A 26,656-nucleotide genomic window follows, 5' to 3' on the forward strand; every position below is an offset into this window, starting at 1 on the left:
GCCGTCAGCGCTTGTTGTGGCGCGGCGTCAGGAGCCCCTCGTCACGGGCGCCGGCGATCAGGCGGAGCGCTCTTCGCCGGTTGCGGCCGGTGGCGAGCATCACCGCGAGCACCGGGTCGCGGCCCTCCCGCTGGGCCTGGCGGTAGGCGTCCGCGGCGAGCTTACGGCGCTCGGCGGCCCGGGACCGGGCGAGCAACGCGGAGCGGGTGCGCGGTGCGGACGCCTCTCCCGTCGCGGATGCCCCGGCGGCTGGCCGTGTCACGCCGTCCGCCACGCCGCCCGCCACACCCTCCCCGGCCGCTTCCGTCCCCGACGTCGCCACCCCGGCCGCTTCCACCCCGGTCGGGTCCACCCCGGTCGGTTCCGTCGCGCCGGCCGTCTCCTCCCCGGCCGGCGCGGGTGGTGCACCGGGTTCCGTGGCCTCGTCGGCGGCCGGTTCCGGTGCCGATACGGGGCCGGGTTCGGCCGCCGCGGGAGCCACCGGGTCGCCCGCCGCGGGTGCGGGCCCCAGCGGTTCCGGTGGGCCGGCGGTGGGCGCCAGGGGTTCCGTCAGCGCGGCGTTCGACGGCACGGCGTCCGGCGGTGCGGAGTTCCAGATCCCGGCGTCCGGTGTCACGGAGTTCCAGGTCCCGGCGTCCGGTGTCGCGTCGGTCCGGGGCGGTTCGGTCAGGGGCTGCTCGGCCGGGGACTGTGGTGTCGTACGACCCGTCGGTCCGCCCGGCGCCCGCCCCGCTGCCGCCGGTTCGTACGCCGGACCGGTCGGCGACACCCGTGCCGGGCCAGCCGTCACCCCGCCCTCGCACTCCGGCGACGCTGCCGCGGGGCCGGACTGCCGGGGCGTGGACCGGGTCCGGCGCGGTCGCCCGGTGGCCGCGCGGAAGGCGTCGTCCAGCGGGCCCTCGATCCAGCGGGCCAGTTCGGCGAGGCCGTCCAGGGCCAGTGGCGGATCGGCCCGTACGTCCTCGACCGTGATGTGATCGTCGGAGACCGTCACCAGGACATCGATCCGAGCGCCGTCGGCGAAGGTCAGCCGGGCGCTGCACCAGGAGCCCAGCGGGTCGAGCCGGGGCGGCGGGACGCCGGCGCCGTCGGATCCGGTCGCCCCGTCCGCGGCGGCGGGGCCGGGAGCGGGCGCGGCCGAGCCGTGCGCCTGCAGCTCCCACATGGGCCACTCCTGTGGCGCGCTTCGGGCCTCATATCGGTGATTAACGGTATAAAAGTCACTTTCCGACACATTTGAAAACCTAGCCTCCAGCCCACCCGGCCCAGTGGCGCGGCACGCTCATCCCACCGGGAGCAACCCCGATAGCGCATCTCTCGTCGCGCGCCCGCCGGTGCGATCCTGGGGGTATCCCGCGGAAGGGGCCACTCGTGCTTCGTGTCGCAGTGATCGGTTCCGGGCCCAGCGGTGTGTACACCGCCCAGTCCCTGATCGAGCAGCAGGCCGTACCGGACATCGAGGTGTACGTCCTGGACCGGTTGCCCTGCCCGTACGGCCTGGTGCGCTACGGCGTCGCACCGGACCACGAGAAGATCAAGTCGCTGCAGAACAATCTCCGTACGGTACTGGAGCACCCCCGGGTGCACTTCCTGGGCAATGTGGAGGCGGGCGCGCCGGGGCTGGGGGTCCGGGAGCTGCGGGAGATCTTCGATGCGGTGGTGTTCTGTGTGGGCGCCGCCACCGACCGGCAGCTGGGCATTCCCGGGGAGGAGCTGCCCGGCAGCCATCCGGCGACCGAGTTCGTCGCCTGGTACAGCGCGCACCCCGATGCCGCCACGGCCCGGTTCGACCTCGGCGCGCGGTCCGCGATCGTGATCGGGGTGGGCAATGTGGCGGTGGACGTGGCGCGGATGCTCTCGCGCGGCGCCGCCGAACTGGCCGCCACGGACATGCCGCAGGAGCCGCTCGGTGCGCTGGCCGACAGCCACGTCGAGGACGTCTGGATGGTCGGCCGACGTGGGCCCTCGCAGGCGAAGTTCACCACCAAGGAGCTGCGGGAGCTGGGGTCGCTGCCGGGTACCGAGGTGCGGGTGCGGGCTGAGGAACTGGCTCGGGACCCGGCGTACGGGGACTCCGGCGGCCTGCCCGCGGTGGCCCGGCGGAACATCGAGGTGCTGCGCGGCTGGGCGGAACGACCGACGCCCGCGGCCACCCCGGCGGGGCACCGGCGCCGGATCCATCTGCGGTTCTTCCTCCGCCCGGTGGAGATGCTGGGGGACGCCACAGGGGTGCGCGCGGTGCGTTTCGAGCGGACCGCGCCCGACGGGCGGGGCGGCGTCGTGGGCACCGGTGAATTCGAGGAGATCGAGGGGCAGTTGGTGCTGCGTTCGGTCGGCTACCGGGGGACGCCGCAGCCGGGGCTGCCGTTCGACGCGGCGACCGGGACGGTGCCGCACGAGGCCGGCCGGGTGCTGCGGGACGGGGCACCGCTCCCCGGAGTGTACGTGGCGGGCTGGATCAAGCGCGGCCCGACCGGGGTGATCGGCACCAACCGGCCGTGCGCGAAGGAGACCGTGCAGTCGCTGCTGGCGGACGCCGGGGCGCTCGCGGGGCGGAGCACGGCCCCCGACCCCGTGGCCGCACTGATCCGGGCGGGCCAGCGGCCGGTGCCGTGGCCGGGCTGGCTGGCCATCGAGGCCGCCGAGGAGAGGTTCGGCCGGGGGCTGGGGCGGAGCACCGTCAAACTCGCGGACTGGGCGGGGCTGTTGGCGGCGGCGCGGTCGGTGGAGGTGACCTGCTGAACCCGTCGGGAGGGAATGCGCCGAGTACATGGGCCACACCCCCGAGCCCTGGAGCGCCGCGCAGCGGGAGGTCGGCAGGCCGGGTGGCGCCTGCGCATCGCGGGGCGCCCATCGGGCCCGTACGGCGTGGCTAGTTAACTGCCCTCCCGGGTAAGGAGATTGCATAGTCCGGGCGGGTGGCGTGTACATGAATACCGTCACCCCCCACCGAAAGGCTCCACCCATGAAGAAGCCGGACCTCCTCAGACTGGCCTGCCGCAGCCTGCTCGCCGTGAGCTGCATGACGGCGCTGGCCGTGCCGGCCGCCAGCGCCGCCGAGCGGGTACCGTCCGCCGATGCCCAAGGGCGGAACGGAAGGTGCGTCGTGGTCTACTTCGATCTCGGCGAGACCCTGGTGCACACCGACGACGCCGGCAGCATGCGCTACATGCCGGGAGCCGCCGCCTATCTGCGCGCCCTACGGGCACATCACATCCCGGTCGGCCTGATCACCAACGTCCCCCCGTCGTGGGGGCACACCGACGCGGAGCGCGCGGCGAAGCTGAAGAGCGAGGTGGCGAAGGGCTGGAAGGATTCCCGGCCGTTCGCCTGGTCGGACTTCGGTGACCGCATCTTCACCCCGCGGACCGAGGCCGAACGCAAGCCGGCGCCGGCCCTGTGGGAGCGGGCCAGGAAGGCCGAGGGCCCCTGCCGTGTGGTGTATCAGGCGGAGACCACCGAGGAGGTACAGGTCGGCGCCGCACAGGGGTTCCTCGCCTATCAGATAGGCCGCGCGCACTGGCCGGCGTACCTGCCGGTCCCGCTCGTCGAGGCCGCGGCCCAGCTGCCCTGACGGCGGGAGCCGCCCCGACGGGGAGGGAGTTGCCCTGACGTCGGGCGACGGGACGTGCGGCCCGTTTCCGGTGCCGGCGGGTGGCGGGAGTGCGCCCGTCCGGCAGCGGCGGGGGCCGCGGGCGTGCACCAGGCCCGGGCGCTCGCCCCGTACAGCGAACGGATCCCGCCAACCCGCACAGGACACCGGCACGCTCCCCGGACCGCCCCGGTCAGTCCTCCCCGAGGCGCCGGGCCTGGAGGTCCGCCGCGCGCAGGACACCGTCGATCAGGCCGGGGAAGAGCTCTTCGAGGTCGGCCTGGCGCAGCCGGTTCATCTTGGCGGTGCCGCGGTAGAGCTGCTGGATGACGCCGTGTTCGCGGAGCACCCGGAAGTGGTGGGTGCAGGTGGACTTGCTGACCGGAAGGTCGATGTCCGCGCAGTTCAGTTCGCCGTCCGCGGCAGCGAGGGTACGGACGATCCGCAGCCGCATCGGGTCGGCGAGGGCGTGCAGCACATCGGCCAGTCGGATGTCCGCCCGGGCCGGGTGCTCCAGCAAGCGGGGGCCCGACGGGGCGCCCGCTGCTTTGGTATCGGTCGGCATGACGGCTCCTGACTCGGTCTGCGGGCCCGGTTCCCGGGAGTGCGGTCCGGCGAGGCGCCCTGGCCGCCCGCTCATTGTACGAGAAGCATCGTAGTTTGACATCCACCGTAGTACGGCGCCTATCGTACGAGTGCGGTTCTGCCCGGAACCGACCCCTCCAGGTACAGGAGCCTGCCGTGAGCGCACTGTTCGAGCCCCTCACCCTTCGCGCGCTGACCGTTCCGAACCGCCTCTGGATGGCGCCCATGTGCCAGTACTCCGCGGCGCCCGAAGGCCCGGCGCAGGGGGTGCCCGGTGACTGGCACTTCCAGCACCTGGCCGCGCGGGCGGTGGGCGGCACCGGCCTGATCCTCGCGGAGGCGACCGCGGTCAGCCCCGAGGGCCGGATCAGCCCGTACGACCTGGGGCTGTGGAACGACGCCCAGACCGAGGCGTTCCGGCGGATCACCGGCTTCCTCAAGTCCCAGGGGACGGTTCCGGGAGTCCAGATCGCCCATGCAGGCCGCAAGGCGTCGACCGAGCGCCCCTGGGTGGACCGCGGTCGTCCGCTCCTTCCCGGGCAGCGGCACGGCTGGCAGCCGCTCGGCCCGAGCCCGCTGGCGTTCGACGGGGACTCCAGCGCGCCCGCGGAGCTGTCCGTGGCGCAGATCCAGGAGATCGTGGGGAAGTTCGCGGCGACCGCGCGGCGGGCGCGGGAGGCCGGGTTCGAGGTGGTCGAGATCCACGGCGCCCACGGCTACTTGATCAACGAGTTCCTCTCCCCGTTCACCAACCGGCGCACCGACGCGTACGGGGGCTCGTACGAGAACCGGACGCGCTTCGCGCTGGAGGTCGTGGACGCGGTGCGCGAGGTGTGGCCCGACGAGCTGCCGGTCTTCTTCCGGATCTCGGCGACCGACTGGCTCACCGAGGACGGCAGCGACGAGCGCACCGGTTGGACGGCCGATGACACCGTGCGCTTCGCCGGCGACCTCAAGGAGCGCGGGATCGACCTGCTGGACACCTCCTCGGGCGGCAACGCCCCGGACGCGAAGATCACCACGGGCCCGGGTTACCAGGTGCCGTTCGCCGAGCGGGTCAGGAGGGAGACCGGGCTGGCGGTGGGCGCCGTCGGGCTGATCACCGAGGCCCGGCAGGCCGAGAAGATCGTCGCGGACGGCCAGGCCGACGCCGTGCTGCTCGGTCGTGAGCTGCTGCGCTCCCCCAGCTTCGCGCAGCACGCGGCACGGGAACTGGGCGCCCCGATCCCGGCACCGGACCAGTACCACCGGGCGGTCTGAGGCCCTCCCGGGCCCTGCGGGCGGTGTGCGGCACTCCCCTGCCGGCACCGCACCGCACCGTCCGACCTGCGCGGATACCGTCCGGCACGCCATTGTCAGTGGGCGGGTGCAGACTTGCCACTGTCTGAGACAACGGCGTCCCGGAGGTGTTCCGGCCATGACTGACGTACTCCTCGCAGTGGGTACCCGCAAAGGGCTCTTCATCGGCCGGCGACGGCACGGCGACTGGGAGCTGAGCGGACCGCACTTCCCCTCGCAGGCGGTCTACTCCCTCGGGATCGACACCCGCCGCAGCACGCCCCGGCTGCTGGCCGGTGCCGACAGCGCCCACTGGGGCCCGTCGGTGTTCCACTCCGACGACCTGGGCGAGACCTGGCAGGAACCCGCCCGCCCCGCGGTCACGTACCCGAAAGACACCGGCACTTCGCTGGAGAGGGTGTGGCAGCTGCACCCCGCGGGCCCGGCCGCACCCGACGTGGTCTACGCGGGCACCGAGCCCGGAGGCCTCTTCCGTTCCGAGGACCGCGGGGAGACCTTCGAGCTCGTACGGGCGCTGTGGGACCACCCGAGCCGCGAGCAGTGGGTGCCGGGCGGTGGCGGGCTGGCCGTCCACACCGTGATCACCGACCCCCGGGACGCCGAGGCGGTCACGGTCGCGGTCTCCACCGCCGGGGTGTTCCGCAGCCGCGACGGCGGCGCCAGCTGGACGCCGTCCAACAAGGGGGTCAAGGCAGTCTTCCTGCCGGACCAGCACCCGGAGTTCGGCCAGTGCGTCCACAAGATCGCACAGGATCCGGTCGACCGCGACCGGCTGTATCTACAGAACCACTGGGGCGTCTACCGCAGCGACGACGCCGGCGCCCGGTGGACGGACATCGGCGACGGCCTCCCCTCGGACTTCGGCTTCGCCGCGGCCGCCCACCCGCACCGCGGCGATGTCGCCTATGTCTTCCCGATCACCGCGGACATCGACCGGGTGCCGGCCGGGCACCGCTGCCGGGTCTACCGGACCAGCGATGCCGGCGGAAGCTGGGAGGCGCTCGACGAGGGCCTGCCGCCGGAGGAGCACTACGGCACCGTGCTCCGGGACGCGCTCTCCGTCGACGACGCCGACCCCGCGGGGGTGTACTTCGGCAACCGCAACGGCGAGGTCTACGCCAGCGCGGACGACGGCGACAGCTGGCAGCAGCTCGCCGCCCACCTGCCGGACGTGCTCTGCGTACGGGCGGCAGCCGTGGCGTGAGGGGAACGTGGGGGACCGGCGGGGAACAACGCGGCCCTGCCGTGGGCCGGTTGGCAGCTTTTGGCCCTCAAGAGCGCGGCCCGGGCCACCGGAAGCACGGCCCGGTCCATCGGAACCACGGACCGGTCCACCGACCGGGGGAAGAAGGGCGGAGATTGAAGGGGAACACCCCTGGGCCAGTAGGGTGATCCCGTGGCTGCACGACCTCTCCAAGACATTGTCGAACCAGGCTGGGCGAAGGCACTCGAGCCCGTTGCCGACCGGATCGCCGCGATGGGCGACTTCCTGCGGGCGGAGATCGCCGCCGGACGGACCTACCTACCGGCCGGGAACAATGTGCTGCGCGCCTTCCAACAGCCCTTCGACGAGGTGCGGGTGCTCATCGTCGGACAGGACCCCTACCCCACACCGGGGCATGCGGTCGGGCTCAGCTTCTCGGTGGCGCCGGACGTCCGCCCGCTGCCCGGGAGCCTGGAGAACATCTTCCGCGAGTTGCACTCCGACCTCGGGCTGCCCCGGCCCTCGAACGGCGATCTGACCCCCTGGACGCGTCAGGGCGTCCTACTGCTGAACAGAGCGCTGACCACGGCGCCCCGCAAGCCCGCCGCGCACCGCGGCAAGGGCTGGGAGGAGGTCACCGAGCAGGCCATCCGGGCGCTGGTGGCACGCGGGCGCCCGCTGGTGTCCGTGCTGTGGGGGCGCGATGCCCGCAACCTCCGCCCGCTGCTGGGCGATCTGCCGGCCGTGGAGTCCGCACACCCCTCCCCCATGTCCGCCGACCGGGGCTTCTTCGGCTCCCGACCGTTCAGCCGGGTGAACGACCTGCTGGCGCAGCAGGGCGCACAGCCCGTCGACTGGAGGCTGCCCTGACACCGGGCGATAGTGTGCCTGGCATGACGAATGCGAACATCCCTGCGGGCTGGTACGCCGACCCGCAGGGCACCCCCCACCAACTGCGCTGGTGGGACGGGTCCCAGTGGACCGAGCACACCCACCCGGGACAGCAGGCGGCGCACGGCGCGCCCGCCCAGGGTCAGGGGGCGCAGGCCGCCGCCCCGCACTCCGCGCCCCAGCAGCCGGCCGCACAGCAGATCCCGCAGCAGGTCCCGCAGCAGCACGCCCCGCAGCAGGCGCCGCAGTTCGCGCCGCAACAGGCGCCCGGCCAGGCCCCGTACGGGGGGCAGCCACAGGGCGGTGCCCCGTACGGCGCGGCCGGCCCCGGTCACCCGCACGGGCCGGGCGCTCCCGCGCAGCAGCCGTACGGGCAGCAGCAGATGCCGAACCAGGCCGGCGCCCAGGTACCGCACCAGGTGCCGCAGCAGGCCGGGATGGCGCCCGGCGGGCCGAGCGGCGGCAGCCTGTTCACCGAGCCGGTGCTGGTGGTCAACCAGAAGGCCAAGCTCATCGAGGTCAGCAATGAGTACAGCGTCTTCGACCAGCACGGCAACACCATCGGCACGGTCGTCCAGGTCGGCCAGAGCACGGCCAAGAAGGTACTGCGGGTGGTCTCCAGCCTCGATCAGTACATGACCCACAAGCTGGAGATCCGGGACGCGTACGGCCAGCCGCAGCTGGTGCTGACCCGGCCGGCGAAGATCATCAAGTCCAAGGTGATCGTGCAGCGGCCGGACGGCTCGCCGGTCGGCGAGATCGTCCAGCAGAACGCCATCGGGAAGATCAACTTCGCGATGATGGTCAACGGCCAGCAGATCGGCGCCATCAAGGCCGAGAACTGGCGGGCCTGGAACTTCGCGATCGTGGACCACGCCGACACCGAGGTCGCCCGGATCACCAAGACCTGGGAGGGCCTCGCCAAGACCATGTTCACCACCGCGGACAACTACGTCCTGCAGATCCACCACCAGCTGCCCGACCCCCTGCTCAGCCTGGTCATCGCCACGGCCCTGACCGTCGACACCGCCCTCAAGCAGGACGCCCGCGGCTTTGGGTGAGCCCGCCGGCCGCGGCGCGCTCCGCGGCCATGTCCTCGGCGTCGACTCGGGCGGCTCGGGGCTGCGGATCGCGGTGGCGCGCGCCGAGGGCGCGGACGCGCACCCGCTGGCCTCGTACGCCTCCGACGAGCCGGTGCACACCGGCCCGGCCGGTATCGACGCCTTACATCTGCTCTCCCAACTACTGCCCGCGGCGGAGGAGTTGGCGAGAGAGGTGGGCGCGTCCGGGTTCGTCGCGGCGTGTGTGGGCGCGGCCGGCATGGCCTCCTTGGGCGACGACCTGCGGGCTCGGCTACCCGCCGCGCTGGCGACCGCCTTCGGGGTCCGCCGGCTGGCCCTCGCCGCGGATGCGGTGACCGCGTACGCCGGCGCTCGGGGCCAGCGACCCGGTGCCGTGCTGGCGGCCGGCACCGGCGTGATCGCCCTGGGTACCGACCTGACACCACAAGGTGGTTGGCGGCGCGCGGACGGCTGGGGTCATCTGCTGGGCGACTGCGGCAGCGGCGCCTGGATCGGCCGCGCCGGACTGGAGGCCGCACTGCGCGCCTACGACGGGCGGTCCGGTGGCTCGGCCGCCCTGCTGGCGCGTGCGGAGGCGGTGTTCGGGCCGGCCGGCGGCCTGCCCGGTGCGCTCTACCCACGCGCCGACCGGCCCGCCGTACTGGCCTCGTTCGCCCCGGAGGTCGCCCGCTGCGCCACCGAGGACGATGCGGTGGCGCGCGGCATCCTGCGTGCCGCCGCGGGGCACCTCGCCGATGCCGCGGCCACGGTCTGCCCCTCGGGCGCCGAGAGCGCGGTCGCCTGCACCGGCGGGCTGTTCGACATCGGCGAACCGCTGCTCGCCCCGCTGCGCGCCGCACTCGCCGAGCGGCTGCCTGGCGCCCGTCCGGAGGTCACACCGCGGAGCCCACTCGACGGGGCGCTGACGATCGCCGGGGCGCTGGCCGCGGACCGCCTGCTGCTGCCCCCGGATACGAAGTTGTTGCAGATCACACGGCCTGTGCGGGGGTAACTCGCGGTGACGCGCGGGATAAATCGGGACGGATACCTCGGCACCGAACCCTCCCTCCGCGCGGGGGTGGCCCGAGGCGTTAGCATGCGGCGCCATGAGTTCCCCCACTGGGCCCGCACCTGGCTCACCCGATTTCGACGCCGCACCCCCGAGCCCGGGAGCCGCACCTGGCCTGCCTGTACGAATGCCGCGTGCGCGGCAGTCCGGCCGCCACCGCAAGCCGGAGCCGCTCGCCGCGCCCGAGGGCGCACCCGCCCTCGTGCTGGCCGTACCCGGCACGCCCTCCCCCGCCGCGCGCAGCCTGGCGGAGGAGGTCTCCAGCATCGCCCGCTCCGAACTCCCGGGCCTCGACGCCCGGATCGGCTACGTCGACGGCGGTGACGACGCGTACCCGTCCCTGGAGGCGGTCCTGGCGCACGCCGCCACCGAGCAGAAGGCCCGGGAGGACATCGACGGCCGCCCCGACCCCGGCCCCGCCGCCGTGGTCGTACCGCTGCTGGCCGGACCGGACAGCGCGCTGCTGCGCCGGATACGCCAGGCCATGATGAACAGCGGTTCCGGTGCCGAGCTGACCGACGTCCTGGGCCCGCACCCGCTGCTCGCCGAGGCGCTGCACGTACGGCTCTCCGAAGCCGGGCTGGCGCGCGCCGACCGCGCCCGGCTGTTCACGGTCGCCACGGCCGCCGACGGAATCATCCTCGCCACCGTGGGCGGCGAGGAGGCCGTGCAGGCCGCCGGCATCACCGGCATGCTGCTCTCCGCCCGCCTCGCGGTGCCGGTGCTGGCCGCCGCGCTGGACGAGGAGGGCGCCATCTCCCGCACCGCCGAGCAGCTGCGCGGATCCGGTTCGCAGCAGCTGGCGCTGGCTCCGTACCTGATCGGGCCGGAAATCGCCGACGGCCTGGTGGGGGCGGCTGCGTCGGAGGCCGGGTGCGCCGCGGCCGAGGCGCTGGGCGCGTACGGTGCGGTGGGCCGGCTGGTCCTGTCGAACTACGCGGCGGCGGTGGGCCTCAAGCTCCCGTCGCAGGCCCAGGGGGTAGGGGCCCGCTAGGCCCTGGCTCACACTCCGACCGTTCGCCCGGAGGGCGGGCCCCGCGGCGTCTGGTGCGTGCGATCGCAAGGAAGAGACGCCCGAGGACCCGGGTGCCCGGACTTCGTCACCGAAGGGCCGCCCCGTGCACTGTGCACGGGGCGGCCCTTCGCGCTGTCCGGGCAGGTCGTCGGGCGGCACCCGGCAGCCCTGGGCTGCTCTCGTGGAGGGCGTGGATGCCCGTCAGAGCGCCGGGCAGGCGCGGTGCCCGGACACGGGTGGTCCGGTGGCCCTACGCTCGCGAGAGGGCCGCTCAGCGCCCCCGGAAGGAGGGTCATGTCGAACGTCGACACCGTACGCGCCGCCTTCGCCGCCTACCTCGGCAAGGACCGCGCGGCCATGGACCGGCTGCTCGCCGACGACTTCGTGTTCACCAGCCCGCAGGACGACCACATCGGCAAGGGCACCTTCCTGGAGGTGTGCTTCCCGACGGCGGACCGCGTCCGCCATCAGGAGATCCTCGAGGCGGTGGCGCTCGACGCACACCGGGTCCACCTCCGCTACGAGTACGAGTTGACGACCGGTGAACGCCACCGCAACGTCGAGGTGCAGACGGTGCGGGACGGCCGGATCTCCGAGGTCGAGGTGTATTTCGGGGGCCGCTTCCCCAGGGCTGAGGGACCGTAGGGGCCGAGCACGGCAGCGCCTTCCGCGCCGCCGGGAGCCCTGGCTCAGGGCTCAGGGCTCAGGGCTCAGGGCTCAGGCGAAGACGATGCACGAGGCGGCCGGCGCCGCGAGCGCGCCGCCGCGGGCCGGGATGCCGGTCCGCGGGGCGAGGGTGAACCACGTGACGTCGCCGGAGCGTTCATTGGCGGCGTAGAGGTGCCGGCCGTCGGGATGCAGCGCCAGGTCGCGGGGCCAGTGGCCGCCGCAGGGAACGGTGGTGACGAGGGTCGCGGTGTCGCCGGACGCGTCGAGGGCGAGCACGGAGAGGCTGTCGTGACCACGGTTGGCGGCCCAGGCGAACCGGCCGTCCCGGGAGAGGACCAGCGCGGAGGGGAAGGTGGCGGTGGCCGCCGCCCCGTCCGGCAGTAGCCGGGTCTCGCCCAGCGGGGTCAGCGCGCCCCGGTCGGCTTCCCACCGGCAGACGGTCACCGTCGGCTCGAGTTCGTTGATGACGTAGGCGCGGTCGCCGCGCGGGTGGAAGGCGAGGTGTCGCGGGCCGCTGCCGGGCCGCAGCCGCACCTCGTCGCGGACGGCCGGTGCCCGGCCGGTGGCATCGAGGGTGCACACCCGCACCGAGTCGGTGCCCAGGTCGACGCTGAGCAGCCAGGCGCCGGAGGGGTCGGGCAGCACGGCGTGGGCGTGCGGGCCCTCCTGACGGTCCGGCCGGGGGCCGCTGCCCCGGTGAGTGAGCACGGCGGCGGGTCCACCGAGCGAGCCGTCGGCCCGTACGGGGAGCGAACTGACGCTGCCCGAGCTGTAGTTGGCGGTGAGGAGGCGGCCGGTGGCCAGGGTGAGGTGGGTGGGGTCGGCGCCGCCGACCGGGACGGCCGGGCCGAGCGGCGCGGGCCCCCGGGGCGTCAGGGCGAAGGCCGCGGCGGCGCCGTCCGGGGTCTCGCTGACCGCGTAGAGACGACGGCCGTCGGGATCGAGGGCCAGGTAGGAGGGGTTGGGGACGGCGTCGGTGGAGTGCAGCGGGGTGAGGGCGCCGGTCTCCGGGGCGACGGCCGCGGTGGTGATGCCGAGGCCCCCTGCCGTGGTGAACGAGCCGATGTAGGCCCGCGGGCCGGTGTCGTGCGTCGCCATCGGTACGCCCCTTCGCCGCCCGCCCGTTGAGGTGCTGCGGCGACGCTAACAGCAGCGGAGGGGCCGCCCGGTGCCGATGGCCGGTTCCGGGCGTCCCCTCGGCGCGTACCGGCGGGGTCAGGCGCCAGCCATCGGCGAGCGCCGGGTGCTGCGCAGCGGCGCCGCCAGCTCGGCCAGCGCGGCCTCCAGACCGTGCAGGTGAAGGAGCGCGGGTCCGGGCGCGGAGAGCGGCGGGGCGGCCGCGGCGGTTCCCTGGGCGGGGTGCCCGGCGCCCGGTGTCGTGAGCGCCTCGACTGCGGCCTCCACCCGCCAGCAGGCGGCGGCCAGGCGGTCGTCGTGCGAGGCCTCGGGGTCGGCGGCGATGGAGGCCAGCCCCCGGACCTCGCGGGCGCAGTCGTCGAGCAGGGCCAGGACGCGGCGGGCCTTGTCCTTGCGGCTCCACAGCGGGCTGAGCGGGTGTACGAGCGGGGCGAGGGAGAGCCGCACCCTGCCCAGCAGCAGCTCCAGTTCGGCGATCCGCGGGGCCGGGTCGGCGGTCGCGGAGCCGGCCAGTCGGGCCGCGGACTCGGCGGCGCAGGCGTGCACACAGCGCAGGGCGCGCTGGATCCAGGCGTCGGTGGTGGCGTGGGTGGTCACCGGCAGCACCAGGAGGACGGCCAGCGCCGCACCGGCCGCGCCGACGCCGGTCTCGGCCAGGCGGAGCGCGAGCAGGCCGGAGTCCAGGACCCCCAGCAGCCCGTAGAGCAGTCCGGCCATCACCGTCACCGCGAACATCATCCAGGTGTAGGAGACGGCCGCGGTGTAGAAGATCCCGAAGACACAGGCCGCGATCAGGGCGGCCGAGGGAACCGGGGCCCCGTGCAGCGGGATCGCCACCAGCCAACCGGCGCCGATGCCGAGCACCGTGCCCAGGACCCGCCGGAAGCCGCGGACCAGGGTCTCGCCGCGGGAGGCGGTGTTCACAAAGATCCACCAGGTGGCGCCCACCGCCCAGTACCAGCGCTGGTCGGAGAGCAGCTGGCCCGCCAGGAGCGCGAAGCCGCCGCCCACGGTGGCCTGGACGGCCTGGCGGGTGGTGGTGCGGGCCCAGCCGGTGCCGCCCAGGGGTGCGGGGGCGCCGGCGGGCGGCAGCCGCCGCTCGTAGCACCACAGCCCGAAGCGGACCGCCGAGGCGGACAGCAGGGACAGCAGGACGGCGGCGAACAGCTCCGGCAGCTGACCGGGCACCGCGTGCAGGAACTGGGTCGCGAAGAAGGTCATGAACGCGAACACCCCGAGGGCGTGCCCCCGCGGGCCCCAGCGCCGGGCGTAGACCCCCAGCCCCAGTACGGCGAGGAAGGCCGCGTCCCGGGCCGTGGGGTGGTCGTGCAGCACGGTGGCGAGGGCGAGCACCGGGAAGCCGACGGCGGGCAGCAGGGCGGTGGTCACCGCCTGGCCCCGGACCGTCGCGTCGGTGACGGTGAACAGCGCCAGCAGGGCGGCGAGCCCGCCGGTGACGGCCGCGACGAGCGAGTGGCCGGCGAGGCCGCAGACGGCCACCGCCAGGCCGATGCCGAGGACGGCCCGGGTGGCGCTGCGCAGCCGCAGCCGGCCCGGGTCCGGAGCCACGAACATCTCCTTGAGCACAGCTTTCCGCCCCTTCTCCGTTGTCCGACCTGTGGTGTCCGATCCGTGGTGTCCGGTTCCGCGTGGGGACCCGGACGTCCGGATCCATGGGTCCGGGCTGCCGTGTCGTCGGGCCGCCCGGGGCCTGCGGGACGGAGCCGGTCGGACACCGGCGTGCACCCGCACGAAAAAGGCGCCGCGGGGATCCGCAGCGCCATCGACGGGACCATCTCAGCATCCCGCACACCGATGGCTCAACAGACTCCTCAAACACTGGGCCATTGGCTCAACGATGCGCCCGCCGGCCGCGCCAGAAGCGGGCCAATGGCCGGGGCGGGGGACGGAGGGTGCGAGCAGGCCATGGGCCGGGGCGGGGCACGGGGTGGTCCGTCAGGCCGAGGGCCAGGGCGGTCCGGAGGGCCCGCGCCCGGTGGCACGCGCGAAAGGGGCTGGTCACCCGGAACGGGGGATCCGCTCCGGGGCGGCCGGGAGAAGACTCGACGGGCGGGCCAGACCGGGTGGTGCGCAGTAGACGTCGTCAAGGGAGGCGTGATGTCCGTACCGGGCGGTTCCTCATCGCAGCGCGGGCGCGCCGACGCACAGGACGTGCTGGGCGCGCTGGGCGGCTCCTGGCACTGGGCGCTCGGCTTCGCCCTGGCGACCCTGGTGCCGGGGATCCTGATACTGGTGTGGCCGGACGAGACGCTGCGGATACTCGCGGTCATCATCGGCCTGCAGCTGCTGCTGGCGGGTGTCTTCAGCTTTGTGCGGGCGTTCTCCCGGGAGGCCCGTCAGGGCGGCCGGGTGGCCGGGGTGCTGATCGCGCTGGTGGCGATCCTCGCCGGCGTGCTGTGCCTGCGGCACCCGCTGCAGACCATCGCCGCACTGTCCCTGATCGTCGGCCTGTACTGGGTGTTCGCTGGGTTCTTGACGGTGTTCGTGGCGATCGCCGACCGTGAGCTCGCCCACCGGGGCCTGACGTTCGTCGCGGGAGCGCTCGGCGTGGTGGCGGGGATCGTGGTGCTCTGCTTCCCGGTCGAGTCCGCGGTGGCGCTGGCGTGGCTGCTGGGCCTGTGGCTGGTGGTGCTCGGGATCTTGGAGCTGGTGGTGGCGTTCTCGCTGCGTTCGGCGCTGCGCGGGGGCGGCGGGGCGCGGTGAGCCGGGGCGGGGTGAGCCAGGGTGGGACGAGCCGGGGCAGGGCGAGCCGGGGCGGGGTGAACGGGGGCGGTACGGCGGGTGCGGCGAATTCGGGACGGGGCAGAGAGCCAGGCCTGGGCGCTGAGCCAGGCTGAGGGCGGTGGCGTCGGGTGGGGTGGGTCCCACCGGGGCCGTGTGCACGGCCGGGAGCAGCGAGCCCGGACGCACAGGGACGCCGGCCGGGCCGTCAGTGTTGGAGTGCGGCCTTGACGACCACGATGAGCAGCCCCAGCAGCATATTGGCGACCCCGGCGGCCAGGGTGAGCCGGAGTGAGGCGCCGGCTCGTACGGTGGCGGCCATCGCCCAGCCGACCTGCCCGGTCAGCGCGATCCCGAGCGCCAGCCAGGCCACGCCGTCGTAGTCGAGTCCGAACTGCCCGGCCAGCACCACCGCGACGGCCGGCGGCACCGCCGCCTCGACGATCGGCCGCTCGTCGAGGCACACCCGGCGGATCTCCGCACGGCTCAGCGGCTGCCGCACCACCCGGGCCCCGAAGATCCGGGCGAAGACGTGCGCGGCCCAGAACACCGCGCCGGTGGACAGCAGCAGGACCGCGAGTTCGAGCCAGGGGTAGGGGCCGAGCGTGCCGGCGCCGACCACCACCGACGCGGCGAGCAGCGAGCCGTAGACCGCGCCGCTGTAGTCGATCCGGGCGGGTAGGGCCCCGGTCCGCTGCGGCGTCTGGGGGCGCGGTGCCCGGGCGTGGCTGGTCACGCCTCCAGGGTCGCCGAGAAGGCGGCGCCCCGCACGGTCACGGCGTCCAGTCCGGCGGTCGGGACCCGGCCCGGGCGACTGGATCCTGGGTGCCTGGATCCTGGGCGCCTGGATCAGCCCGTGGCCCGGGGAGCCCGTGTCAGCGGGTGGGCGGCCGACCCGCCGCGGTCCGCCCCATCGTCAGGGCCAGCCGCCGCACCCTCCGCCAGTCCATCGGCGGGGCGCCCCGCGGCACACCGGGGCGGTGCCGCGGCAGCCGGATGCGCAGGGCTCCGGGCGCGATCCGGCAGCGGACCGGGGTGGCCAGGGTGAGGGCCTCGCCGTCGACACCGGCCGGGACGGCGATGGCGTCGGCGTCCAGCACGACCTCGCGGGCGGTGCACGAGGTCAGTCCGGCTCCGCTCCGGCCGCGCAGCAGCCAGGCGGCCTGCGCGGCGTTGTCGACCTTGATGCCCAGGACGCCCAGGCTCCCGGCGTCCAGCCGGTCCCGGCGCCCCAGTCCCGCCGGGTCCCCCATCCGGTAGGCGTTGTTGCTCACCAGGACGGCCTGTGGCGCGTCGAGGGTCACTTCTCCGGCGCTGAGGGTCAGGTGGGGTCCGGTGTGGTGGGTCAGCAGGTCCGGCAGTACCTGGAGGGTGGTGCGGGCCTTGTCGTCGCGGTACGCGGGGCTCTGCACCACCGCCGCGTAGGCGCCGAAGGAGGCGTTGTTGACGAAGCAGCGCTCGCCGATGAAGCCGAGGTCGATGCGCCGCTCCACGCCGTCGGTGAGCGCCTCCAGGCAGGTCGCGGGGTCGTCGCGGTCGAGGCCGAGGTCCATCGCGAAGTGGTTGCGGGTGCCGGCCGAGATCACCATGAACGGCACGCCGTGCTTCGCCGCCACCCCCGCCACCAGGGCCTGGGTGCCGTCGCCGCCCGCGACCCCGAGCAGGTCGGCGCCGTTGTCGAGGGCCTGCCGGGCCAGTTCGGCGACGTCCTGCGGATGCCCGGGGTCCAGCACGGCGACCTCGGCGCCGAGCGCCTTGGCCTTCTCCACCAGCCCGAACCGTCCGACCTTCCCGCCGCCGGAGCGCGGATTCATGATGAGGAAGGGTCGGGCGGGGGGAGCGACGGGTCGCTCGGCGTCGTCCGCCGGGGCGGATCCCTCCTCCAGCGCGGCCCGTCCGGTGGCCAGCGCCAGCGTCCACAACCCGAGCGAGACCACCACGACCCAGAACAGCCCGGCGTCCACATAGAGCGCCAGGACGGCGAGCGGCGCCAGCACCACCAGCACCAGGGCGAGCACCCTGAGCAGGCCCCTACGGGAGAGCACCCACCACACCCCGGCGGCGGTGACGGCCAGCCCGGCCAGCCCCACGGCCACCAGCACGATGCTCCGCAGCCCGGCGACCACCAGCAGGAGCAGCACCGCCGCGGCTCCCGTCGCCAGCGCCAGGCGTGCGGTCCAGCGTCTGTCCACGCCCCGGCCTCCCTCCTGTGCCCGTCCCGATTCCACCGTCCCGGCCCGGGGACCGCATCACCCGCTACGGGCGACAGGAGACCCGCGGCACGGTCGGTCGCGGCGACCCGGGGCGCTCTACGGGCGGTCCCGGCACGTACAGGCGGTTTCCGGTGCGCACGCAGACGGTTCCGGTGCGCACAAGCAGTTCCGGCACGTACGGCGGGGCCGACGCGGACAGCCCGTCCCAGCGCCTACGCCCTACGGGCAGCCCCGGCGCGTACGGGGGGCGCCGGGGCGTACGGGCGGCGCCGGGGCGTACGGGCGGCGCCGGCCCGCTGCGATCAACGGGCCGGCGGGTGACCATGGAGGAGCCGATCACCGGCACGCCCGGTTCCAGCGGAGGCGGCGGGGCCCACCGGCCCGTGCCTCGCCGGGCGCCGTCCCCGTCCCGCCGTCGTCCGCCTGGGGGTGCCCATGCCCGTAGCCTCGCCGTCCCCGTACGGGGATCCCCTGCTCGCCGCGAAGCTCTCGGTACCGGCCGTCGTCGGCGGCCTGGTGCACCGGCGGCGGCTCCTGGACCGGCTCACCGACGGGGCACGGGGACCACTGACGCTGATCACCGGCCCGGCGGGGGCCGGCAAGACGACCCTGGCCGCGTCCTGGGCGCAGTCGGGGGCACCGCCCGGGCCGGTCGTCTGGGTGACCCTGGACCGCGCGGACACCCCGGGCGTCTGCTGGGCCTACGTGCGGGAGGGCTTCCGACGCGGTCTGCTGCTGCCGGACGGCGGGCCCGGTGGGGCGCCTGGTGCGGGCGGCTCAGACCGCTCCCTGCTGGTGTGGTTCGCCGCCGCCCTGGAGCACCTGCCCGAGCCGGCGGTGCTGGTCGTCGACGGCCTCGACCGGGTGCCCGGCCGGGAGCTGGCCGACGGCCTGGAGTTCCTGGTCGACCACGCCGGCCCGGGGCTGCACCTGGTGCTGACCAGCCGCACGGACCCCCTGCTTCCGCTGCACCGCTACCGCGCCGAGGGCCGGCTGTGCGAGATCCGGGGCGCCGACCTGGCGTTCACCCCCGAGGAGGCGGCCAGCCTGCTGGGCGGCCACGGACCTGCGCCGGGTGCGGAGGTCGTCGCCGGCCTCACCCGGCGCACCGAGGGCTGGGCCGCCGGGCTGCGGCTGTGCGCGCTGGCCGTCGAACGGTCCGGTGACGCCGCCGCCTTCGCCCGGTCGTTCACCGCGTCCGAGCGTGCGGTGGCCGACTACCTGCTGGCCGAGGTGCTGGACGCACAGCCCGCTGCGACCCGGGAGCTCCTGGTGCGCACCAGCGTCCTGGAACGGGTCCACCCCGGGCTCGCCGACGCCCTGACGGGGCACGCGGACGCCGCGCAGGTCCTGGAGCGGCTGGTCCACGACAACGCGTTCGTCCAACCGATCGGCGAGACCGGGTGGTTCCGGGTCCACCCGCTGTTCGCGGGGGTGTTGCAGGCGGAGCTGCGGGGCAGGCGGCCGGACCTCGCACCGTGGCTGCACCGCCGGGCCGCCCGCTGGTTCGCCGCGCAGGAGCGGATCACCGAGGCCCTGGTGCACGCGACCGCCGCCGGGGACTGGCCGTACGCCGCCGCGACCGCCGTGCGGGAGCTGTTGGTCGGCCGCCTGCTGGCCGGTCCCGACGGCGCCGGGCCGGCCGCGCTCTTCGCTCAGATGCCCACGGACGTCCCGGGGGCCGAGGCGGCTCTGGTGACCGCGGCCCGCCGGCTGTCCCGGCAGGACGCCGCGGGCTGCCGGGCGTGGCTCGGGCGGGCCGAGCGGCGGCTGCGGCACCGGGGTGCGCGGGCCGGCCCGGAGGCGCGGCTGACCCATGCGCTGCTGCGGCTGCTCGCGGAGCCGTACGGGCGCGGGGGCGAGGGCGGGGCCGTGGCCGGCCGGCGGGCCCGGCAGGTCGCGGAGCTGATGACCAAGGTGCCCGCGTCCCGACTGAAGGAGCGCCCGGAGATCGAGGCACTGCGGCACCACGGCCTGGCCCGTGGCCTGTTGGGGGCGGGGCGCCTCGGCGAGGCCCGGCGCGCGTTCGGGGACGCGCTGCGGGCCTGCACCACCGACGTGCCGCACGCCGTACGGCATGCGGTGCTGGGCGGGATGGCGCTGGCCGAGGGCCTCGGCGGGGCGCTGACCGCGGCGGCGGAGCACGCAGCGGACTCCCTCGTCGTCGCCGACCGGTACGGCCTGGCCGAGGACCGCCGTTCGGCCGCCGGCCAGTTGGCGCTGGCCGTCGTGGCGTCCGAACGCTGCGAGATTCTGACGACACGTCACCACCTTGAGCTGGCCGAGGCGTTGCCCGGGCTCCGGGACGATCCGGTGCTGTGGACCGAGCGGGCCGTCCTGCGGTCCCGGGGGGAGCTGGCGCAGGGCCGGTGGGCCGCGGCGGTCGCGGCGCTGGACGAGCCCGGGCCGGCGCTCCCCGCGTGGCCTGCGGAGCGCCTGGCCGTGGCGCGCTCGGCCGCCGTCCTAGCCCGGGGCGACCCCGCCGCGGCGGCCGCGGTGTTGAACCTGCCCGGCACCGGAGGCGTGGCGCGGACCGTGGCGCTGGCGCTGGCGCACCTCGCCGCGGGGCGCGCCACCCGCGCCCTCCGTCTGGTCGCGCCGGCCGAAGCGGCGCCGGGGGCTGAGTTGTCCGACCGGGTGCGGATCCGTCTGCTGCGGGCCCATGCCGCGCTGCTGACGGGTGACCGGCCGGCCGCGCGCGGGCTGCTGGCGGAGGCGCTCGATGCGGCCGCTCCGGAACAGCTGCGACGGCCGTTCACCGAGGCCGGGCCCTGGGTGCGGCACCTGCTCCGGGACGGGGCGCCGCCGGCACCGGACTGGCTGTTCCCCCGGCCGCCGGACGGTCCGGACGGGCCGGCCGGGCCGGTGCTGGTCGAGCCGCTCAGCGGCCGGGAGCGGGAGGTCCTCGCCTGTGTGGCCCGGATGATGTCCAACGAGGAGATCGCCGCGGAGCTCCAACTGTCCGTCAACACCGTCAAGACGCACCTGAGGAGCGTCTTCCGCAAGCTCGGCGCCGGGCGCCGCCGGGAGGCCGTCGAGCGCGGCCGGGAGCTGCACCTGCTGTGACCCGGACCCGCGGGCCTTTGCGCCCGGGAGTCCCTTCGGGCCCAGGGGGCTTCCTGGGCCCCCGCGCGTCCACGGAGATCCGGAAGCAGCCGGAAGGAAGGGAAGCGCCCCCCTGGCCCCGGGTCACCTCCTGCGGGTGATGCCGTCCGGTCGCGCGGCCGACAGCATGCGAGAGGACGGTTCCCGCGGGCGAGGGGCGGTAGGGCATGCGGTACGAGTTCCGTGTCACCGGCCTCGTCTCGGCCTCGCTGGCCGAGGCGTTCCCGGAGCTACAGCGGCTGACCGCCCCGCGGCAGACGCTGTTCCTCGGCTCGGTGACGGACGAGGCGCACCTGTACGGACTGCTGAGCCGCTTCCAGGACCTCGGTCTGCGCATCGAGGAGATGCGCCGCCTCCCGGAGTGAGGAGACGCCATGGCTCCGAACGGTACCCCTCGGCCCGGGGACCCCAACGACCTGCCCGACACCCCTGGCCGCCCCGAGGGCCCCGACCGGCCCGGGGACGCCGACCGGCCCGGGGACGCCGACCGGCCCGGGGACGCCGACCGGCCCGGGGACGCCGACCGGCCCGGGGGCGCACACCGGCCCGGGGAACCCGGCCGAGCGGAAGACGCCGGCCGGCCCGACCGCCCCGGCGACGGCGACGGTGCCGCGGAGGGGCACCCACTGGACCCCGCCGAGCGGCAGGAGTACCAGCGGCTGCGCAGGGCCGCCGCGGTACGGCACCGGCGGCTGCGCACCACGGGCGCCTCGGTGCTGCTCGTCCTGGCGCTGCTGCTGGCCCCGTTCGCGGTCGTCGCCGCCTGGGTGGACAGTCAGATCTCCGACTCCGCCCGGTACGTCCAGACCGTGGCACCGCTGGCCACCGAACCGCCCGTACAGAACGCGGTGACCGACCGGCTGACGCACCGTGTGGTCAGCAATGTCGATGTCGACGCGATCACCTCGTCGCTGGCCAAGGCCCTGCAGAAGGCCGGGGCGCCGCCCGTGGTGGTCAACCACACCCCGGCGCTGGACGGCCCGCTGAAGAGCGCGATGACCAGCGCCGTGCACAAGGTGGTGTCGGAGGTGGTGACCAGCGACCAGTTCGCCGAGGTGTGGGACGCCGCCAACCGCCGCGCGCACGCCGCGGTGGTGAAGGTCCTCACCGGCCAGGGCAACAGCGCGATCCAGGCCCGCGGGAACACCGTGGTGCTGGACATCGGCACCGTCGTCGACAACGTCAAACAGCGGCTGGTCAACGCGGGGTACGCCAAGGTGGCGAAGTTCCCGCAGGTCGACCGGACGATTCCGCTGCTGAAGGTCGACAAGCTCCAGCAGGCGCAGGGGCTGATGCGGCTGCTGAACGTGCTCGGCACCTGGCTGCCGGTCGTGGTGCTCGTCCTGGCCGCCCTCGGGATCTGGGCCGCGCCCGCGCACCGGCTGGCGCTGATGGCCACCGCGATCGGTACCGGCGTGATGATGGCCGTCCTGCTCATCGCGCTCGCCGTGCTGCGCGGGGTCTATCTGGACTCCGTCCCGCCGAGCACGCTGCCGGAGAACGCGGCCGCCACCATCTTCGACACACTGGTGCGGTTCCTGCGCCAGAGCGCCCGTACCGTCCTGGTCGTCGCGGTGATCACCGCCCTGGCGAGCTATCTGTACGGGCCCGGGCGCGGCGCGGTGGCGGTACGCTCCGCCGCCACCCGGGGCACCGGGGCACTCGGCCGGGCGAGTGCCCGCCAGGGGCTGCGTACCGGCGCACTGGGCCACTGGTTGAGCGCCCACCGGGGCTGGACCACCGGTGTGGTGATCGCCGGCGGCGCGCTGGCGCTGGTCCTGTGGAACTACCCCACCCCGGGAGCGGTGGCGCTGGTCCTCGGGATCGTCGTGCTCGTCCTGGTGTTGCTGGGTGTGCTCGCCGGGGCGGCGGACCGGCCCGGCCCGGCTCCCCCGGGCGGCGGGGAACGACGCGCGGCGCCGGGAGCGGGGTGAACCGGCGCGGAGTCCGGGCAGCCGGCCCAGCGATCGCCGCCTTCATGGGGCCATTGGTACAGTCACGGCCGGATATCGCCAACCGTGAGAGGCCGTGGGGCCGTGCCCGTGGACGCGCTGGACGCCAGGATCCTGCGGCTGCTGCTGGAGCAGCCGCGCACCAGTGTGCGGGAGTACGCCCGGCTGCTGGGGGTCGCCCGGGGCACCGTCCAAGCGCGGCTGGACCGGCTCGAACGCGACGGAGTGATCACCGCTTACGGCCCCCGGCTCTCCCCCGCCGCGCTCGGCCACCCCGTACTGGCCTTCGTCCACATCGAGGTGACCCAGGGTCATCTGGAGGAGGTGGCCGCCGCGCTGGCGGAGGTGCCGCAGATCATCGAGGCGTTCTCGACGACCGGGGGCGGCGACCTGCTGACCCGTGTGGTGGCCCGGGACGCGGCGCATCTGGAGGATGTGATCCAGCGGCTGATCAGCCTGCCCGGTGTGGTCCGTACCCGTACCGAGGTGGCGCTGCGCGAGCGGGTGCCGCACCGGATGCTGCCGCTGGTGGAGTCGGTCGGCGGGGCCGCGAAGCCGGGGTGAGACCGGCGGTCCCACCGGGCCGCGCCTTGGCATGCTGGAGGGCATGAGTGCTTCCGCCCCCTCACCGGGCAGGTCCGGCAGGCCCGTCCCGCCGACCCCGGTGATCTTCGATCTCGACGGCACGCTGGTGGACAGCGAGCCCAACTACTACGAGGCGGGACGCCGGCTGCTGGCGGGCTACGGTGTGCCCGACTTCAGCTGGGAGCAGCACACCCGCTTCATCGGCATCGGCACCCGCGAGACCCTGGAGATCCTCGGCCGGGAGTTCGGCATCGACGCGCCGGTCGAGGAACTCCTGGCGGGCAAGAACCGCGCGTACCTGGAGCTGGCGCGGATGCACACCGAGGTCTTCCCCGAGATGCGCACGCTCGTGGAACGGTTGGCGGCGGCCGGGCATCCGATGGCGGTGGCGTCGGGTTCCTCGCGGGCCGCCATCGAGGCGGTGCTGGCCGGTACAGGGCTCGACGCCTTGCTGACCACGCTGGTGTCGGCCGAGGAGGTGGCGCACGGCAAGCCGGAGCCGGACGTGTTCCTGGAGGCCGCGCACCGGCTGGGCGCGGTCCCCGGGGACTGCGTGGTGCTGGAGGACGCGCCGCCCGGTGCGCTGGCGGCACAGCGGGCGGGCATGCGGTGCATCGCGGTCCCGTATGTGGCGGCCACCGTCGACGATCCGGCGTTCGCCGGTGCGGGGCTGCTGTTCCGGGGCGGCCAGCGGGAGTTCACGGCGCGGGCGGCCTACGAGTGGCTGGGGCGGACGGCGTCTTAGCGGAGTCGCAACGTCCTGCCGTCCGCCCGCGGGGCAGGGCGGGTGGCCTCCGCCGTGGCCTGCGCTCCGCCGCCGGGCGGCCCGCTCCGCGGTGTGCGGAACGGGCCGTCCGGCGGGGCTCACCGACTTGTGGTCACTGCACCCCGAGGGACTTGCACGCGGAGGCGAGGTCGGCACACAGCAGATCGGCCCGGACGGCGCCGTCGCGGACGACGGTGTCCTTGAGGTTCTTCCTGGTGACCACCTGCGCGCTGAACAGCTGGGCCGGGATGCCGGACTTGCTGTTGTTGCCGGCGGTGGTCGTGGTCAGGGAGTTGATGCTCTTCCCACGCAGCAGCCGGAAGGCGATTTCGGCGGCGGTCTCGGCCTCCGGTCGGACTTCCTTGTAAACGGTGAAGGTCTGGGTCCCGGCGACCACCCGCTGGAGCGCGGGAAGTTCGGCGTCCTGGCCGCCGACCGGAACATTCTTGATGCCGGCCGCCTTGAGCGCCTCGGCGATACCGCCGGCCATACCGTCGTTGGCCGAGTAGACCGCGTCAAAACCCTGCGGACCGCGGGAGTTGATGATGTCGGTCATCTTCTTCTTGGCGGTCGCCGCGGACCACTCGGGGATGTCCTTCTCGTAGACGACCTTGTGCACCTTGGAGTCGAGGACGTCATGAGCGCCCTTCTTGTACGACGGCGCGTTGGGGTCGGTCGGCGATCCGTTCATCATGACGATGTCCGCGGAAGCCGCCTGGGAGCCGAGCGCGTCGACCAGCGCCTGGCCCTGGAGCCGGCCGATCTTCTCGTTGTCGTAGGAGACGTACGCCGCGACGTCACCCTCGGCCAGCCGGTCGTACGCGACGACCTGGACACCCTTCTTGGCGGCCGCGTCCACCCAGCTCTTGGCGGCCTGGGCGTCGACCGGGTCAAGAATGATGACCTTTACACCCTTCTTCACCAGCGCCTCGAACTGTCTTTTCTGCGTATCGACTTGCTGCTCGGCATTGGCGTAATCCACCTTGCATTCAAGGCAGAGCGAGGCTATCCGCGAGGAAATGATGCGGCGGTCGAACTTCTCATAGCGGGCCGCTTTGTTCTCCGGGAGGAGCAGGCCTATGGAGTCCTTGCCCGCGCCGGCATCCTGTTGCCCCTTCCCACAGGCCGCCAAGGGTGCTGCCAGCGAAAGCGCCATCGCGCCGGTGAGGGCGCGCCGCATTATTGCATTCATGTTTTTCGGTACCTCCCATGGGGCCGCCTGACCCGGCCCGCAGAACGGCTGAAGTGAACTTCACGATCCGCCCGATCGTCAAGATTTGAAGCAATACCGATATGAAAGTGAGCCGCTAGCTGAGTCTCTGAACGGCGTTCACCCATCGGGCTTTCCGTATCGCTGGGTATCGCCGGGTATCGCTGGTGATCTTTGGTTTTCCAGCGATATGCCGGAGTCGCACCCGAGAGCGACACCGTGCGCCCCCACCGACCCACGCCTCTGTACCTACTAGTATGTACGATCGGGCCGTGGAGACGTGGGCGGACGCATCCGACGGCCCGCGTCAACCCGGACCAACCCGCCCCCACCGCCCCGCCGTTGACCCGGCGCCCTACCGAGGAGAACCGCCGCCATGCCCTTCGTCCGCATCGACGCCCTGGGGGCCGACCGCGACCGGCTCGACGCGCTCGGCCGGGCCGTGCACGATGCCCTGGCCGAGACGATCGGCATCCCGCCGGACGACCGCTTCGACGTCCTGGTCGGCCACGACGGCACCACCAGCGCGCTGCGCTACGACGACTACCTCGGGGTGCGGCGCGACGACGGCATCGTCTACATCGCCATCACCATGCGGTCCGGCCGCACGCCGGCACAGAAGCGGGCCATGTACCGGCGGATCGCCGAACTCGCCCAGGAGTACGCGGGGACCGAGCCGCGGAACGTGTTCGTGACGGTGACCGAGAACGAGTCGATCGACTGGTCATTCGGCCACGGCGTGGCACAGTACGCGGTCACCGATACGCCGGACGGTGCCGCTGGGGCGGGCGGGGCCAACGAGGGCCAGTGAGGGCCGGTGACGGACACGACGTCACCCCTGGGCGGGCGACCGCCCCTTCTCGCCCCCCGCCGCCCCCGCCGACTCCCCCATCGACGCCCGGCCGTACGCCCCGGAGGACTCCCCGTCAGGGCCGGCGCAGCTCCAGGGCGATGGCGTCCCGGAGCAGCGCGCGGGCGCGCTCCAGTGAGGTGGTGCCGCTCAGCCACCGTTGACTCAGCCCCTCGACCAGGGCGGTGAGGCGTTCGGCGGCGCTCTCCGGGTCGACTTGGGAGTCGGCCAGACCGTCCGTCCGGGCCTGGCGGATCAGGTGCGCGAGGTCGTCCACCCACGCGCCGGTCGCGGTGGCCAGCTGTTCGCGCAGGTCGGTGTCGAAGATGGCGGACGCCCGCAGCTCCCCCCAGGCCGCGCTGTTCTCTCGGACGACGCCGGCCTCCTGCATCTCCCTCAGCAGCATGTCGGTGAGCTGGGCACGGGGGTCGGCGCAGGTGTCCGGCGCACCGTCGGTGTACCGGACGGCGCGCTCGTTGATGAATTCCAGGGTGCGCCGGAGCAGCCCGGCCCGGTCCTTGAAGTGGTAGTACACCAAGGCCGTCGAGACGCCGGCCTCGGCGGAGACCTCCTCCACGCGCAGCCCGCGCACGCCGCGTCGGGCGACCAGCCGAGCGGTGGCTTCGAGGATCTGGGTGGGCCGGTTGGACATCGAACGCTCCTGAACGGATCGGCAAGCACAGGGGTTCCGATCATGTCGTACGCTACCCT

24 protein-coding genes are annotated in these 26,656 nt (G+C 74.2%); 16 read left to right on the forward strand and 8 right to left on the reverse strand.

Annotated features, from left to right (window positions below; genetic code table 11):
• Window positions 1–4: 4 nt before the first annotated feature.
• Window positions 5–1,165, reverse strand: a complete 1,161-nt coding sequence (locus tag AB0G84_RS12585) for a DUF6214 family protein (protein ID WP_361318987.1) — start codon at window positions 1,163–1,165, stop codon at window positions 5–7.
• 206 nt (window positions 1,166–1,371) lie between these two features.
• Between AB0G84_RS12585 and AB0G84_RS12590 the strand changes: the two genes are divergently transcribed.
• Window positions 1,372–2,742: an FAD-dependent oxidoreductase gene (locus AB0G84_RS12590; protein ID WP_361318989.1), complete on the forward strand. Its 1,371-nt coding sequence runs from the start codon at window positions 1,372–1,374 to the stop codon at window positions 2,740–2,742.
• A gap of 223 nt (window positions 2,743–2,965) precedes the next feature.
• Window positions 2,966–3,574 (forward strand): hypothetical protein, encoded by a 609-nt coding sequence (locus AB0G84_RS12595; RefSeq protein ID WP_361318991.1) that lies wholly within the window; start codon window positions 2,966–2,968, stop codon window positions 3,572–3,574.
• 211 nt (window positions 3,575–3,785) lie between these two features.
• Here the strand turns inward: AB0G84_RS12595 and AB0G84_RS12600 are convergent, their stop codons facing one another.
• Entirely contained in the window at window positions 3,786–4,157 is a 372-nt protein-coding gene (locus AB0G84_RS12600; RefSeq protein WP_361318993.1) for a helix-turn-helix domain-containing protein, read from the reverse strand.
• 176 nt (window positions 4,158–4,333) lie between these two features.
• Between AB0G84_RS12600 and AB0G84_RS12605 the strand changes: the two genes are divergently transcribed.
• The 7 genes from AB0G84_RS12605 (at window position 4,334) to AB0G84_RS12635 (ending at window position 11,361) form a co-directional block, all read left to right on the forward strand.
• A complete protein-coding gene (locus AB0G84_RS12605) occupies window positions 4,334–5,437 on the forward strand; it encodes an NADH:flavin oxidoreductase/NADH oxidase (protein WP_361318995.1) in 1,104 nt (367 codons plus the stop codon).
• 157 nt (window positions 5,438–5,594) lie between these two features.
• Window positions 5,595–6,680, forward strand: a complete 1,086-nt coding sequence (locus AB0G84_RS12610) for a sialidase family protein (protein WP_361318997.1) — start codon at window positions 5,595–5,597, stop codon at window positions 6,678–6,680.
• Between the two features lie 192 nt (window positions 6,681–6,872).
• Window positions 6,873–7,550 (forward strand): uracil-DNA glycosylase, encoded by a 678-nt coding sequence (locus AB0G84_RS12615; protein WP_361318999.1) that lies wholly within the window; start codon window positions 6,873–6,875, stop codon window positions 7,548–7,550.
• Between the two features lie 23 nt (window positions 7,551–7,573).
• Window positions 7,574–8,632 carry a phospholipid scramblase-related protein gene (locus AB0G84_RS12620; RefSeq protein WP_361319001.1) on the forward strand — a complete coding sequence of 353 codons (1,059 nt, stop codon included), beginning with the start codon at window positions 7,574–7,576 and terminating at the stop codon, window positions 8,630–8,632.
• On the forward strand, window positions 8,625–9,644 hold the full coding sequence (locus AB0G84_RS12625) for a BadF/BadG/BcrA/BcrD ATPase family protein (RefSeq protein WP_361319003.1): 1,020 nt from the start codon (window positions 8,625–8,627) through the stop codon (window positions 9,642–9,644). The genes AB0G84_RS12620 and AB0G84_RS12625 overlap by 8 nt, the downstream gene beginning before the upstream one ends.
• 184 nt (window positions 9,645–9,828) lie before the next feature.
• Entirely contained in the window at window positions 9,829–10,695 is an 867-nt protein-coding gene (locus AB0G84_RS12630; protein WP_361319005.1) for a hypothetical protein, read from the forward strand.
• A gap of 315 nt (window positions 10,696–11,010) precedes the next feature.
• On the forward strand, window positions 11,011–11,361 hold the full coding sequence (locus tag AB0G84_RS12635) for a nuclear transport factor 2 family protein (protein WP_361319007.1): 351 nt from the start codon (window positions 11,011–11,013) through the stop codon (window positions 11,359–11,361).
• Between the two features lie 72 nt (window positions 11,362–11,433).
• Here AB0G84_RS12635 and AB0G84_RS12640 read toward each other — a convergent pair whose 3' ends face one another.
• Window positions 11,434–12,483: a lactonase family protein gene (locus tag AB0G84_RS12640; protein ID WP_361319009.1), complete on the reverse strand. Its 1,050-nt coding sequence runs from the start codon at window positions 12,481–12,483 to the stop codon at window positions 11,434–11,436.
• A gap of 117 nt (window positions 12,484–12,600) precedes the next feature.
• Window positions 12,601–14,109 (reverse strand): FUSC family protein, encoded by a 1,509-nt coding sequence (locus AB0G84_RS12645; protein ID WP_361319011.1) that lies wholly within the window; start codon window positions 14,107–14,109, stop codon window positions 12,601–12,603.
• Window positions 14,110–14,640: 531 nt separating this feature from the next.
• On the opposite strand from AB0G84_RS12645, the gene AB0G84_RS12650 reads away from it, so the two are divergent.
• On the forward strand, window positions 14,641–15,246 hold the full coding sequence (locus AB0G84_RS12650) for a DUF308 domain-containing protein (RefSeq protein WP_361319013.1): 606 nt from the start codon (window positions 14,641–14,643) through the stop codon (window positions 15,244–15,246).
• A gap of 226 nt (window positions 15,247–15,472) precedes the next feature.
• Here AB0G84_RS12650 and AB0G84_RS12655 read toward each other — a convergent pair whose 3' ends face one another.
• Window positions 15,473–16,000 carry a hypothetical protein gene (locus AB0G84_RS12655; RefSeq protein ID WP_361319015.1) on the reverse strand — a complete coding sequence of 176 codons (528 nt, stop codon included), beginning with the start codon at window positions 15,998–16,000 and terminating at the stop codon, window positions 15,473–15,475.
• 139 nt (window positions 16,001–16,139) lie between these two features.
• Complete coding sequence (locus tag AB0G84_RS12660) at window positions 16,140–17,456, reverse strand: diacylglycerol kinase family protein (RefSeq protein ID WP_361319017.1); 1,317 nt, start codon at window positions 17,454–17,456, stop codon at window positions 16,140–16,142.
• Window positions 17,457–17,912: 456 nt separating this feature from the next.
• Between AB0G84_RS12660 and AB0G84_RS12665 the strand changes: the two genes are divergently transcribed.
• From AB0G84_RS12665 to AB0G84_RS12685, 5 genes are all read left to right on the forward strand, one after another.
• The gene (locus AB0G84_RS12665) at window positions 17,913–20,543 is read left to right on the forward strand and encodes a LuxR C-terminal-related transcriptional regulator (protein WP_361319019.1); all 2,631 of its coding nucleotides are present in this window, start codon (window positions 17,913–17,915) and stop codon (window positions 20,541–20,543) included.
• A gap of 206 nt (window positions 20,544–20,749) precedes the next feature.
• On the forward strand, window positions 20,750–20,947 hold the full coding sequence (locus AB0G84_RS12670) for a hypothetical protein (RefSeq protein ID WP_361319021.1): 198 nt from the start codon (window positions 20,750–20,752) through the stop codon (window positions 20,945–20,947).
• Window positions 20,948–20,956: 9 nt separating this feature from the next.
• A complete protein-coding gene (locus tag AB0G84_RS12675) occupies window positions 20,957–22,516 on the forward strand; it encodes a hypothetical protein (protein WP_361319023.1) in 1,560 nt (519 codons plus the stop codon).
• Between the two features lie 102 nt (window positions 22,517–22,618).
• Window positions 22,619–23,098 carry an Lrp/AsnC family transcriptional regulator gene (locus AB0G84_RS12680; RefSeq protein WP_361319025.1) on the forward strand — a complete coding sequence of 160 codons (480 nt, stop codon included), beginning with the start codon at window positions 22,619–22,621 and terminating at the stop codon, window positions 23,096–23,098.
• Window positions 23,099–23,141: 43 nt separating this feature from the next.
• Window positions 23,142–23,864 (forward strand): HAD family phosphatase, encoded by a 723-nt coding sequence (locus tag AB0G84_RS12685; protein ID WP_361319027.1) that lies wholly within the window; start codon window positions 23,142–23,144, stop codon window positions 23,862–23,864.
• A 133-nt stretch (window positions 23,865–23,997) separates the two neighbouring features.
• Here AB0G84_RS12685 and AB0G84_RS12690 read toward each other — a convergent pair whose 3' ends face one another.
• Window positions 23,998–25,077 (reverse strand): substrate-binding domain-containing protein, encoded by a 1,080-nt coding sequence (locus AB0G84_RS12690; protein WP_361319029.1) that lies wholly within the window; start codon window positions 25,075–25,077, stop codon window positions 23,998–24,000.
• A gap of 394 nt (window positions 25,078–25,471) precedes the next feature.
• On the opposite strand from AB0G84_RS12690, the gene AB0G84_RS12695 reads away from it, so the two are divergent.
• Window positions 25,472–25,906, forward strand: a complete 435-nt coding sequence (locus AB0G84_RS12695; protein ID WP_361319031.1) for a tautomerase family protein — start codon at window positions 25,472–25,474, stop codon at window positions 25,904–25,906.
• 115 nt (window positions 25,907–26,021) lie between these two features.
• Here AB0G84_RS12695 and AB0G84_RS12700 read toward each other — a convergent pair whose 3' ends face one another.
• Window positions 26,022–26,597 (reverse strand): TetR/AcrR family transcriptional regulator, encoded by a 576-nt coding sequence (locus AB0G84_RS12700; RefSeq protein WP_361319033.1) that lies wholly within the window; start codon window positions 26,595–26,597, stop codon window positions 26,022–26,024.
• Window positions 26,598–26,656: the final 59 nt, after the last annotated feature.

The organism is Streptomyces sp. NPDC020742 (assembly GCF_040641675.1).
In the GTDB taxonomy this organism is placed as follows: domain Bacteria; phylum Actinomycetota; class Actinomycetes; order Streptomycetales; family Streptomycetaceae; genus Streptomyces.